The sequence below is a fragment of the Moorena bouillonii PNG genome (assembly GCF_001942495.1).
GTDB classification, from domain to species: Bacteria; Cyanobacteriota; Cyanobacteriia; order Cyanobacteriales; family Coleofasciculaceae; genus Moorena; species Moorena bouillonii.
On record NZ_MKZS01000001.1, the window covers coordinates 2587724 to 2600048 of the forward strand.

The following is a 12325-nucleotide window of genomic DNA, read 5'->3' on the forward strand; positions in this document are numbered from 1 at the left end:
TCCCGATTCCCGATTCCCGATTCCCTACTCCCTACTCCCTACTCCCTACTCCCTACTCCCTATGCTTATAGCAATTACCCAAGCTTTTGATAAAGTTCTGCTAACATTTGCCTCAAAGATTGACGCCAATGGGGCGGATAGGTTCCCAAGGTTTGGGATATTTTCTGGTTTGAGAGAACTGAGTAAGCTGGACGCTGGGCGGGGGTGGGGTATTCTGGGGTAGTAATTGGAACAACTCGCTGCAATTTTAAGGGGAAGCCAAGGAGTTTGGCTTCTTCAAAGATGGCAACGGCAAAGTCATACCAACTAGTGACACCACTGTTGGTGAAGTGATAGATTCCCCCTACCACTGGATTAGAATCCATTGCTTGCAAAAGTTGAGTAATGGTTACTGCTATATCCTTAGCCCAGGTAGGAGTACCCACTTGATCCGCTACCACCCGAAGCTCTTCTCGCTCAGCCCCTAGTCGTAGCATGGTTTTGACAAAGTTGCCATGACCACGAGTACCGTAAACCCAAGCAGTCCTAAGGATGAGAATGCGATCGCATTTTTGCTGTACCCCTTCTTCCCCTTGCAGTTTGGACTTACCATAGGAACCGATGGGGTTAGGAGTGTCTTGCTCGGTGTAAGGAGTATTTTTTTTGCCATCAAACACATAGTCAGTGGAAATATGGAGCAGGATCGCCCCTAAATTCTGAGCTTCCTCTGCCATGATGGTCGGAGCAACAGCATTAATCGATTTAGCCAGTGCCAGTTCTGTCTCTGCTTTATCCACAGCCGTGTAAGCCGCTGCATTGACAATCACGTCAGGCTTAATATGATGGATTACCTGACGAATACTCTCTGGCTCAGCTAAGTCCATATCCGAGCGCCCCACACCGATTACTTGGCCTAGGGGACTCAGAGTATGTTGTAACTCTTGACCCACTTGTCCAGTGATGCCAGTGAGTAAGATTTTTTTCATGAAAAAACCTCGGCTGTTTTGAAAGACTTACCCGCTTGATCTTTAGCCGACAGAGTAGGAGAGTCGGTCAGAGGCCAATGAATGGCTAGGTCAGGGTCATTCCACAAAATAGTCCGCTCGTGATCAGGAGCGTAGAAGTCGGTAGTCTTATATAAAACTTCAGCGAATTCAGAGACCACCAGGAATCCGTGAGCGAATCCAGCCGGAATCCAGATTTGTTGTTTATTTTCTGCACTCAGCAAACAACTAACCCACTGTCCAAAGGTCGGGGAGCTTTTTCTGATATCCACTGCCACATCAAATACAGTCCCCAGTAAAACCCGCACCAATTTACCTTGGGGCTGTTGAATCTGGTAGTGTAATCCTCGAAGCACTCCTTGGGCTGAACGGGAATAGTTATCCTGGACAAACTCAGCGGTGATCCCAGCTTTATCTGCTAGAACTCGTTTGTTGTAGCTTTCAAAGAAAAAACCACGGTCATCACCAAAGACGCGGGGTTCAAGAATTAAGACTTCCGGTATTTTGGTTTCAATAACGTTCATAGAGTTATCTGTAAACTTTTTGTGAAATATTTCAGCTTGACACTTGACACCCCTGTGGTCTGTTAATTGAAAGCAATATCGCTAGGTAAAATAGGAATTAATTATAGTAGTCTGCACTCAAGTAGAACACATAGTATGTATCTAGGCTTAATCTGACAAACAAACTTTTGCATTCTTCTGAGTTTCAAATTGCTATCAGGATTTCGGACAGGCGGATGCTGGAAATTATCGAAAAAATTAAATTAACTAAAATCAATTAGCTAAAAGTCCTTCAGATTACCGATTAGCCATTAGTTGAATAACAAAATTACGAAATAGCACTACTACCTCTGGGATGATTTGATGTCCCATGTCAAATTCTTCATACTTGACCTGTATCCCTAAACCAGTTAAAGTATCTCTAGCATTGTGAGCAGCCATTAACGGTACAACCTCGTCTTGTCTGCCATGAACTATCAAAATGGGTGGTAATGACGAGCCTGTAGGAGGTTGGGGTTCCCTATGTAAATAGCCACTCATGGATACTAAGCCTGCTATTGGCAAGGTTAACCCTACATCTAATGTCATGGCTCCGCCTTGGGAAAATCCACTCAGAATGGTGCGGGATAGAGGCACGCCAGTGCTGCCTTCGAGGGATTTGAGCCAATCAATTAGCAGCTGTCTGCTTTCGGTTAAGCCTTGATACTCGGAGCCATTCAAATCATACCACATTTTACCCCCAGGTACAGCAGGATGGTCAAAGGGAGCTTCAGCAAATAGAAACTGATAGTCTGGTAAGTTTAGCTCCTTAGCCAAAGATACCAAATCTTGGGAGTTGGCTCCAAAGCCATGTAAGCAGACAATTAATCCAGTTGGTGGTTGATTGTTGGTAGGGGCAACGTTAATATATTTCAGTGGCAAAGATTTATCTCCAGAATTAGAGTAGGTGATCTCTTGAGAATTGTAAGCTTTTCGGCAACCAGTTGATAACAGCGTTATTCCCAGAGCTGCCAAACTTTGAGATATAAATTTTCGTCGGCTCAATCGATTGAGTTTCACCCTGCTTCCCCATTACCGATTACCTTAAATCGTTCCAGTATTGACCAACGTCTTGCCTATTGCTGTTCCTTGAGAAAACTGCATAGGTTAAATAGCCTGACATCTATATACTACTAGAGTGCTGTCTTAATCAGTTATGGATGCATCTAGATACTCGACAATTCGGGTATTTGACCCAGGCAATAACGAAGAAGGCTACAAAGTCTGCCATCACAACAAAGCACAGGAGTTTTTTCAACAAACACTCCTGGGATTATATCCAAAGCAAAGATTATCAGCTCAGTGGGAGCGAGATATCCAGGATTTACTGCTATCTTGGTTTCGCGCTGAGCCATCTACTGTTGACACTACATCCCAGGCGTTAGCTGGACTTTGTCTTCGGTGCTATGTTTCTTCCTCAATCTTAAAGGCTTGTAAAACACTAGCGAGTCAGTTTTGCCTTGACTATCGCTTAACTTACCGTGAGCTGCTATCCTATGTACTCAATGATGATGGCAAAACTCCGATTATTCTCGATAGTGATGGCAAAACTCAACTGGTTCTGAATCAGCAAGGTCAAATTAAACGTGGACTTGGTCAGTTTTTTACGATTGATGTCTTAGCAAGCTATCGTCTGAACTCATCAGATCGCCTCAGTTTGGACAATTGGGCATATCTTAAAACCAAACAACATCCTGACATCAAAGGTTGCTTAGCTGAACAGGGATTGCCATTGTCCAGTAACTGGTCACTGTTGGGACGAGTTAAACTCAGACACCTTGAACAACTCTATCCACGCGATCGCAAACTAGTAGAAACCTTCCATACTGTCTATTCTCAAGACAGACAACAGCAGCGGCGCAATAGAGTTAACCATAGATTTAACCATAGAGTCAACCAATGCCTTGAGCCTAGGGATGACCAACTCCAAGACATGCTCCACCTGTTGCCAGAACGTGGTGTTATCATCAATTCCACCAAAGAGCTTCACAAAGAACTAACCAGGATAGCCAAGGGTCTGCAAGAAGAGGAGATTTGGAGCCGCAGAGGAAGTCCGATCTGGGAACCTCTAGAAGCACGGGTGCCAGAAACTGGGGAGTATGTCCCGAAAGAATTACCTGATCTAAACTCTATTAATACTATAGATCATTTAGGACAATCTGAATTGCAGGATTTTCTTGAACAGGGACTGATTGAGGTTTTAGATCACGCTATAGGGCAAGCGTTGGTTGAGCACATTGCCTCTTTAGAGCAAAGCCGCCGTTACGCTTGTTTTGCTTCAAAGGTTATCCCAGGTTTCCGATTCTTTTACTGTGAGGGGAAGTCTCTTAAAGAGATAGCAACCCTTTTGAATATGACCAATCATTCCCAAGCCAGCCGAGTTTTGGCACCAGGGAAACTGCTGAATCATGTTCAGTATCTGAGTGTAGAAAATTTTTTCCAGCTGATCTCAACAACGACTAAGGGATTAGGTCTCGAAGAAAATGCTACAAAGCTCGATTATTTGAGTAACGTGATGCAGGAAGTTGAGGCTTTCTTAAATACACAAGTTTTTCAAGCAGCGGTAGCCGAACTGAGTACGTCTAAAAGCCGTTCAATGAATAGTTTATATGCTCAGCGACTGTGCCGATATCTAGATGAATACAACAAAAAAAAACAAGGAGCAAACAATGAATAAGGCCAGTATAGAGTCAATGGATACAACCCTTCCAATACTAGAATACTTTTGGCTCGAAACAGAAGACTTTGAGCAAGCCATAAAGATTAGCAAACAAGTGAATAATGAAGTAAATCAGGAGGAAATTTATCTAAATAGTTTAGCATTATTTGGTTTTAAAAGATGGTTAGAAGAGCGGGTTTATCAGCTACCAATTATTACGGATAAATGTTCGGTGTATCAACCAGACTATGCTAATCTGATTGATACAGTATGTAATTTGAAAGTTGGGGAGTTTAATCTGTGTATAATTGTCACGGATAACTCCAATGAGCAATTGGTTACTGTACCAATAGCTGCGGTTGAATTACCAGAACTTGCGGCTCATTTCTATATCCTAATTGAGGTTAAAGAAACCCAAGAACAGGGTATTATTCGAGGTGTTTTACGTCACGACGAGTTGGTTAACTATAGCGAATCAACTAACTTACCACAAGGTAACCGTAACTATAATTTACCTCTGTCTTTATTTGATCAGCAACCAAATCATTTACTGCACTACTTGCGTTGGTTAGATTCCCAAGAGATCACAATTCCAGTTGCTGATACTAAGCGTTCTGTTCAGGAAATCCTACCATTCTTTGCTGAAACAGCCATTAATACAGCAGAGTGGCTGCGAGGAGAAATGGATGAGTTAGCAAGCTGTTTATCTTGGCAACTGCTTCCTGACTATACCTTTTCTAAGCCATCGATGCGTCGGATTAGTCCAGTATCGGATGAACCAGACAGATATCGAGCGATCGCTAAAGAGTTGAGACGACAAAAAGGATTAATTGTTCCGTCTCATGCTCGTGGTTCTTACCAAACTGTTAATTTAAATGGCATTCTGTTCAAACTATGTGCTGTTACCTGGTTCATTTACCAGAAAGCACCAGAAGATACTCGTGAATGGGCATTGCTATTGCTAATCGAAGACTGTCTTGGTAATACACTTCCCCCTGGTATGAAGTTACGAATCAGTGAATTCACTGGTGTTGTCTCTGAAGCGGTATTGGTAAATGAACGTTATCTCCATGTTGCAGTAGCAGGTAGCTGGAACCAAAAATTTGTAGTAACCATTTCTTTAAGTAACGGAGCATCATTAACTCTACTTCCCTTTGCTTTTGAGCCTGATAAATGTTTATGATATTTTAATAGGGAGTAGGGAGTAGGGAGTAGGGAGTAGGGAGTAGGGAGTAGAGAGTAGGGAGTAGGGAGTAGGGAGTAGGGGGAATAAAAAAGTAACAAATTACCATTTTTGAATTGGAGCAAAATGATGTTTTAAGCCCCCGAATCCATTTGTGGTAATTTTTTTAATTTTTAATTGATAATTTTGAATTGGAGCGAAGCGATTGACAACTAATCATCAAAAGAGTTTTAGACTAAATGTTTGGCAAGCTGATTCATCTTGTCTGTTTTATTTACGGGGTAATCACGGACAGGAAGTATCCGCTAAGTTGGACTATCCAGCTAAAGTAATAGACTGTTATGAGGAATGGCGATACCTTTACCTCCAGTTTTACCCGAAATTGCGAGCAAGAGAATTATCTAGTGGTGCTATCACACCAGTAGTCGATGACTTGGGACATGAATTAGAAGAAGCAAAAGAGATATTTCTGGATGTTTTTCAACGGTGGTTAGGTCAATTACAGACTATTCGAGAAACAATTCAACATCAAATTTTAACTATTGCTAGAAAGGAATCACAGTCAAAGAAGACAGCAGAAGCCTATCGAGAAGTAGCTATTTTTATAGCCTGCGATTCTGTGGAATTGGCACGGCTTCCTTGGGAAGCATGGCAGTTGGTTCCAGAGGATATCCCCAGTGGAACCATTCGGATTACCAGGATTCCGATGACTACTCAGGCAGAAACAATAGCGCTAGATAATAAACTGCGCCATGGGAAACCTCGGATTTTAGCAATTTTGGGGGATAATACAGATCTGAATTTAGAGAAAGATAAGCAGGCTATTAAGTTGCTTAAAGGCGTTGCTCAAGTAGAGTTCTTTGACTGGCAACAGCAAGAGGATGGGGTGAATCTTAAAGCAGCACTGGCCGCAGAAATAACGGATGAAAGGGGGTGGGATGCTCTATTTTTTATGGGTCATAGTGATGAAACAAAAGTTACTGATGGAAAATTAGCGATCGCGCCAGAGCAGTTGGTATCTATCAGTGAAATTAAGGAATACCTAACTACTGCTAAAAATCAGGGGCTTCAGTTGTGCGTCTTTAACTCCTGTCGTGGTCTAAAAATTGCCAATCGGTTGGCTGATTTAGGATTGCAAGTGGTGATCATGCGGGAGGAAGTTCATGATAATGTGGCTCATGTATTTCTCAAAGAATTTTGCAGCAGCTTAGCTCAGTATCAGGATGTCCAGGAAGCAATGCTGGCAGCTTGTCGCAATTTACAGGTAGGTGAAAAGTTTGTTTATCCATCAGCTTACCTGATTCCTTCGTTTTTTAGTCCCTATGGTGCCAAGCCATTTCGGATTGAGCCTTGGGGTTACCAGAAACTACTTCAGCAGTGGCTACCTAAACCAAAAGAAGCGATCGCATTAGCTAGTGTGCTTTTAGTTAGCGCTATGGTTCCTGTACAAGACATGTTGCAAGATGGGCGAACCTTTGTTCAAGCTGTCTATCGTGATAGCACAAACCAGTTTCCTCGGGAGGGTTTATCCTCCCAGAAGCCACGCTCTGTACTGTTAATTGCTATTGATCAAGACTCAATCAATCAGGCGCAACTGGAAATTAAAGGCTTTAAAACCCAGCCGATGGAACGGGAATACCTTGGCAAATTAGTCAGACAACTCTCGAACTCAGGCGCTAAGGTAATTGGAATTGATTATCTGCTGCATACCCAAGAACCGAGAGAGGAAAAACTGGCTAGTGCGATTCAATCCGCTGTTAGTCAACAGGATACCTGGTTTGTCTTTGGGGTCAATCAGGATAAAAATCGCAAGGTGTTTCCCAAAATTGCTAGCCCTAAATGGAGTCTACAAGGGGATATTACCTTTTTCCGTTGGGATATGGAACTCCCCCAGGATGCCACCTGCAACAAGTCATGTCCTTTTGCCTATCTACTGGCTCTATCACACCAGTTGCACCAACAGCCAAACCACGGGATAGGATTAAATCCTAATGTTGAAAGTACCACCAACTTTCAGCAGCAAGTTAGTCAGTATCTTCAGCAAGTCAGTAGCCAGGATAATGCGATTGGCCGTAGGCCACGCTACGCGAACGCATCCCTCAAACCAAAGAATCTACCTTTTGCGATTGGCCGTAGGCCACGCTACGCGAACGCATCCCTCAAACCAAAGAATCTACCGTTAGGGATGCGCTATATTATTGACTTTTCTATTCCTCCAGAACAGGCTTATGAGCACAAGCCTGCTTGGGAATTCCTCAAAAGTGACTTTCCTAACATTGAGCAGCAAGTCGTTATCATTGCCTCTGGGGGATATGATGAAGCCGAGGATAATTTTTCCCTACCTCTAGCTATTGAATATTGGTGTGATCCACTGAATCGAACTAGAAAGCCAGCAGATACTTGTCCCAAGGTATTTACCGGAGGTGAAGCCCATGCTTACATGGTTCATCATTTTTTATCGAAGCATACAATAAAATTAATTCCCGACAGCTGGATGATTCTATTAGCAGCATTGTTAGGAAAAGGAACAATGCTGCTACTGCTCCAGCAAAAGCCTCAAAAACGACAGCAATCAATATTGATATTAGTTGGTGCTACAGCTGTCTATGGAATAATTGGACTACAGGCTTATATCTCAGCTTCTATTTTAATTCCTATAGCTTTACCATCAATTATAATCTGGTTTTATCTTATTTAGTTAATTATTAATTTGTAATTATTAATTCCCGGCAAGCCTGTGGCATTTAAATCCTATGTATCGATTAATTAGAGTCTTTTATCTACTGCTAATTACTGGAACGATGAGTATTAATTTTCCGACCTCATCAGTATCAGTTGGATCTTCGTTTACAAGTCAAGGGAATCAAGTAGCGAAAGCAGTGAGTCAAACCAAACAGGAAACACAATCTGTATGGGCTAAGATCCGAGATATTTTTCGTAGGAAGAAGGATGAAGCAGGTACCCATGGAGAGTTTTGTTCAATTTCCCCTAATATTGCTGCCTATCGCACCTGGAGTGACCAACCTCTATTTGCTTGGGAAGGAAGTGTTAACATCATTCAAGTTCGTTCCTCTCGCTATGAAAAAGCCTTATGGTCTTATCAGGTAAACGATAATCAGACTAGTGTTATTTACAATGCTGATGGTAAAGGTCAGCCACTTCAACGAGGTAAAGAATATTATTACTGGGTAGAGTATAACACAACTGATAATAATGGACAACTAATTACAGATACCGAAACTATTCCCTTTCAAGTTATGGGTGGTGAAGCGTATCGGATTATCCAAGCTGAATTGCCAGCTGAGCATAAAACTGCTCAGCTGGCGAGTTACTTTGCTGATCACGATCTTTTCCTAGATGTGGTACGAGTGATTTCGGTGTTTGGGGACTTAGATAATTGGAAAACTAATACTGAGGAATTATATCAAAAGTTTTGTGAGTAGTCAAGGACGAATTTATCTTAAAAATTACTGTAAAATAAATTAGTCTGACTCCTGACTCGAAGCTCCTCAATCAGAGGATAGTTTGTTATGTCGAAATCAGGTATTATCAGTCTTCACAATTCATAATTTTTAGTTTTCATAGTCTAACGAGACTAGTCTTAACTACAGGAATTACACAGCAAATATACCTGTAGTGTTCTACTACCTATAGTTTTTTTTGACTAGTTTTGCCTAAGTCCTAAACTAGTTTCATATTTCCTTAAAACTCTCTTCACAACTCCCTTGATTATATTGATAATAACTTGATACAAGTTGTCCGGAGCATTTGATAAGATCATTATAATCAACGTCACTTGATTGTTTTTACAGAAACCTGGAACGGCATAGGAAGCTATAGTTATCAACATTCATTGAGGGGTTTGAGGGAGCTCCTGAATTATATTAGCGCTGTTAGTTATAACCTCTCGTTGCTAGGGAATTTATCAACTACCAATCTAATCAGCCATTAAAGTGAATTTTTGTTTGAACAGTCAGTAGTAACCAAATGTAGTCGAGATAATCTAAAAATGAAAAAAAAACTTGCCAAAATTGTTAATACTGCACTCACCAGTGTTGCTCTGTGTATTGCGATCGCATCTTACGTTTATAAAGCAGAGGCTGCTCCTGTGTTTCTAAATCTTTCCTGGGAAGGAATTAATGGGTTGAGAGTTGAATTGATGTTCAGGTTCGACCAGCAGTTTGTACTGGGATTTTAAGATAAGCTGTTGTGCATTTAAATTGCACAACAGCAAGGCAGAAGGCAGAAGGCAGAAGACAGAAGCGATGCACTTGGGTTTCAGTCATTTTGGTAGCGCCGACGTATTTCCCTAGCTCTGGTTGGCTTTCAGGGGATTTCGAGTCTAGAGCCTTTGAAAGTGCCACTAGGAGCAATCGTTACCGAGAATAAAGTATAGCGCTGTGCCCAGGGAATAGGAAATAGTTAAAGAAACTGACCCCGGCGTGGGGAGATGGCTATCTCCCCATCTACATCTTAGCGTGCTACTTTTATGAATTGGTATTATGAATTGATATTATTTCGGTGGTGCCTTCCAGGGTAAAATAAAATCTACTAATGAGTCAAACAAAATGGTCTAACTTCTACAAATTAGAAGACTGGTGGTCTGTATGGATTGGTCTGCTGTTATTGGGGACAGTGTTTAGTGGCATCATAACTGTTGTGCCAAAGATGCCCAAATGGAAAGGGATAGATCTATTATCGGCACTCCCCTGGGAATTGCTTCCTAAACTGGCATTGCTCGCCATTGGTTTATGTGCTCTGTTTACCCTTGGCAACCTGGTAATGAAGGGAAAAGAAGGCAGAAACATGATACCAGGCTTTTTGGTTATCTTTCTCTTGGCAGTTTTATCCTATATACTGGGGAATTCACAGACTGCTAAAGCAATTAACCTCGGCTATGCTTTCTGGGCATTGTTGATTGGACTAATCATCAGCAATACGATTGGTACACCAAGGTGGATGATGCCAGCGGTGCGTACTGAATATTACATCAAGACTGGCTTAGTGATTCTCGGTGCAGAAATTCTCTTTAACCGAATTGTGGAATTCGGACCCTATGGTTTAGCGATCGCTTGGCTAGTTACGCCGATTGTGATCATATTTATGTATCTGTTTGGTACTCGCTTTCTGAACATGCAGCAGAAATCACTGGTGATGGTAGTCGCAACATCAACATCAGTGTGTGGTGTATCAGCCGCTATTGCAGCAGCAGCAGCCTGTAAGGCTAAGAAAAATGAGTTGACTTTAGCTGTAGGGATGACTCTCATTTTTACTGTTGCCATGATGGTGATTATGCCCTTGTTTGTCAAAGCTGTGGCTATGAATGAATTAGTCAGTGGGGCATGGCTGGGGGGAACCATTGATTCTACTGGCGCAGTTGTCGCTGCTGGTGAAACAGTAGGGGAAATCGCTGGTCAAGCTGCTGCTTTAGTTAAAATGATTCAAAATATGCTGATCGGAGTGATAGCTTTTGCGATCGCTTTATTTTGGGTCTTTTTTATAGAGCGCGAGCCAAATGCTCCTAAACCACAAATGAGGGAATTATGGGTACGTTTGCCCAAGTTTATCTTAGGGTTTATAGCTGCTTCTCTGTTAGTGTCCTTTGTTTGTATTCCCTTGATGGGGATGGATACAGTTAAAGGGATTCTTAGTCAAACCAAGACCTATCGCGGCTGGCTATTTTGTATCGCATTTTTGTCCATTGGTCTAGACTCGAACTTTCGGGATTTAGGGACACAACTTCAGGGTGGTAAACCCATGATTCTTTACTTGGTAGGACAGAGTTTTAACATTGTGCTTACTTTGGCTATAGCGTGGCTAATGTTAAGCGGAATTATTTTTCCTATACCGGAGTTAGCACAGTGATAAACACTATCCGAAAATCCCTAATCTTTTTGATCAGTATTTGCGCACTTCCGCTACTACTGTGGTTATTGAATAGCTTGATAGTAGGTGGTTATTTGGGGTCGAGCGTACAGGATATCTACGAAAACGAGAGTGATGCTTCAGGAATTTTCTGGACAGATGTAGAGATACTATCTCACGATTAGCCTATTCAACTATAGCACTTATCAATTGGGTTGGTAACTGCTATAAGCGCGTTTGTATCTGGGTTGTAAACACATGTATTGCGGCAAGAGGCAAAAGGCAAGAGGCAAAAGGCAAGAGGCAAAAGGCAAGAGGCAAAAGATATCTGGAGTTTTATTGGACAATAGAAAAAGACCTTATAGGTTTACATCTTCTACAATAAACGCTATAAATATCAGATGATTTCTGATAAATCTAAAGTAAATCCAGGCAAAACATCTTCTCCTGATAAGGTTTTCGGAGATTGGATAATTTCTACATCTTGATTGGGACGATAGATTTCCACAACCTTATTTTGGGTATCAATTAACCATCCTAATCTAGCGCCATTTTCCATATATTCTCGGACTTTAGCTTGCACCATTTTCAGGGAATCACTCGGAGAACGCAATTCCAACACAAAATCAGGACATAAAGGAACAAATTTATCCTGTTCTTCTGGTGTTAACCCTTCCCAACGCTCTCGTTTAACCCAAGACGCATCAGGAGAACGATTTGCTCCATTAGGCAGTTTAAATCCTGTATTAGAGTCAAATGCAACACCAAGTTTCATTTGACTACTCCACAATTCTAGTTGAGTCGATAGTTTAATATTTCGTCTACCTGTATTTCCTCCCGTAGGTGACATGATGATTAAATCTCCTTCAGAGGTGCGCTCAAATCTTAAATCCCTGTTATTTTGACAAAGCTGGAAAAATTGTTCGTCACTTAAATTAATAGTTAATTCGAGGGTATCAGGTAAATATACCATGTTAGTTACCTCCAAAATTATACAATAATTTCCTAAATTAAAAATGATAATTTAAACAATACCGCAGGGAACAGGGAACAGGGAACAGGGAACAGGGAACAGGGAACAGGGAACAGGGAA

At 41.6% G+C, this 12325-nt stretch carries 10 protein-coding genes; 6 read left to right on the forward strand and 4 right to left on the reverse strand.

Features of this window, described 5'->3' with window-relative positions; all coding sequences use genetic code 11:
- Positions 1-74 precede the first annotated feature (74 nt).
- From rfbD to BJP37_RS10620, 3 genes are all read right to left on the reverse strand, one after another.
- Positions 75-965, reverse strand: a complete 891-nt coding sequence (gene rfbD / locus BJP37_RS10610) for a dTDP-4-dehydrorhamnose reductase (protein WP_075898680.1) — start codon at positions 963-965, stop codon at positions 75-77.
- Positions 962-1507, reverse strand: coding sequence for a dTDP-4-dehydrorhamnose 3,5-epimerase (gene rfbC / locus BJP37_RS10615; protein ID WP_075898682.1), 546 nt, complete (start codon positions 1505-1507; stop codon positions 962-964). Before rfbC ends, rfbD begins: the two co-directional genes overlap by 4 nt.
- A 276-nt stretch (positions 1508-1783) precedes the next feature.
- Positions 1784-2401 carry an alpha/beta hydrolase gene (locus BJP37_RS10620; RefSeq protein WP_143727973.1) on the reverse strand — a complete coding sequence of 206 codons (618 nt, stop codon included), beginning with the start codon at positions 2399-2401 and terminating at the stop codon, positions 1784-1786.
- Positions 2402-2681: 280 nt separating this feature from the next.
- Here BJP37_RS10620 and BJP37_RS10625 point away from each other — a divergent pair, with 280 nt between their 5' ends.
- The 6 genes from BJP37_RS10625 (at position 2682) to BJP37_RS10650 (ending at position 11232) form a co-directional block, all read left to right on the forward strand.
- Positions 2682-4202 (forward strand): hypothetical protein, encoded by a 1521-nt coding sequence (locus BJP37_RS10625; protein WP_075898684.1) that lies wholly within the window; start codon positions 2682-2684, stop codon positions 4200-4202.
- Positions 4195-5367: a DUF1822 family protein gene (locus tag BJP37_RS10630; RefSeq protein WP_075898687.1), complete on the forward strand. Its 1173-nt coding sequence runs from the start codon at positions 4195-4197 to the stop codon at positions 5365-5367. The genes BJP37_RS10625 and BJP37_RS10630 overlap by 8 nt, the downstream gene beginning before the upstream one ends.
- 205 nt (positions 5368-5572) lie before the next feature.
- A complete protein-coding gene (locus BJP37_RS10635) occupies positions 5573-8065 on the forward strand; it encodes a CHASE2 domain-containing protein (RefSeq protein WP_075898689.1) in 2493 nt (830 codons plus the stop codon).
- A gap of 103 nt (positions 8066-8168) precedes the next feature.
- Positions 8169-8810: a hypothetical protein gene (locus BJP37_RS10640; RefSeq protein WP_075898691.1), complete on the forward strand. Its 642-nt coding sequence runs from the start codon at positions 8169-8171 to the stop codon at positions 8808-8810.
- A gap of 566 nt (positions 8811-9376) precedes the next feature.
- Positions 9377-9565 carry a hypothetical protein gene (locus tag BJP37_RS10645; RefSeq protein WP_143727560.1) on the forward strand — a complete coding sequence of 63 codons (189 nt, stop codon included), beginning with the start codon at positions 9377-9379 and terminating at the stop codon, positions 9563-9565.
- Positions 9566-9921: 356 nt separating this feature from the next.
- The gene (locus tag BJP37_RS10650; RefSeq protein WP_075898695.1) at positions 9922-11232 is read left to right on the forward strand and encodes a YeiH family protein; all 1311 of its coding nucleotides are present in this window, start codon (positions 9922-9924) and stop codon (positions 11230-11232) included.
- 397 nt (positions 11233-11629) lie between these two features.
- On the opposite strand, the gene BJP37_RS10655 is transcribed toward BJP37_RS10650, so the two are convergent.
- On the reverse strand, positions 11630-12205 hold the full coding sequence (locus BJP37_RS10655; RefSeq protein ID WP_075898697.1) for a Uma2 family endonuclease: 576 nt from the start codon (positions 12203-12205) through the stop codon (positions 11630-11632).
- Between the last annotated feature and the right edge of the window lie 120 nt (positions 12206-12325).

What these genes read in the sequence shown, in the direction of transcription:
- rfbC (WP_075898682.1), bottom strand. Translation starts at nt 1,507, where the DNA reads ATGAACGTTATTGAAACCAAAATACCGGAAGTCTTAATTCTTGAACCC.
- BJP37_RS10630 (WP_075898687.1), top strand. Translation starts at nt 4,195, where the DNA reads ATGAATAAGGCCAGTATAGAGTCAATGGATACAACCCTTCCAATACTA.
- BJP37_RS10640 (WP_075898691.1), top strand. Translation starts at nt 8,169, where the DNA reads ATGAGTATTAATTTTCCGACCTCATCAGTATCAGTTGGATCTTCGTTT.
- BJP37_RS10645 (WP_143727560.1), top strand. Translation starts at nt 9,377, where the DNA reads ATGAAAAAAAAACTTGCCAAAATTGTTAATACTGCACTCACCAGTGTT.
- BJP37_RS10650 (WP_075898695.1), top strand. Translation starts at nt 9,922, where the DNA reads ATGAGTCAAACAAAATGGTCTAACTTCTACAAATTAGAAGACTGGTGG.
- rfbD (WP_075898680.1), bottom strand. Translation starts at nt 965, where the DNA reads ATGAAAAAAATCTTACTCACTGGCATCACTGGACAAGTGGGTCAAGAG.
- BJP37_RS10625 (WP_075898684.1), top strand. Translation starts at nt 2,682, where the DNA reads ATGGATGCATCTAGATACTCGACAATTCGGGTATTTGACCCAGGCAAT.
- BJP37_RS10655 (WP_075898697.1), bottom strand. Translation starts at nt 12,205, where the DNA reads ATGGTATATTTACCTGATACCCTCGAATTAACTATTAATTTAAGTGAC.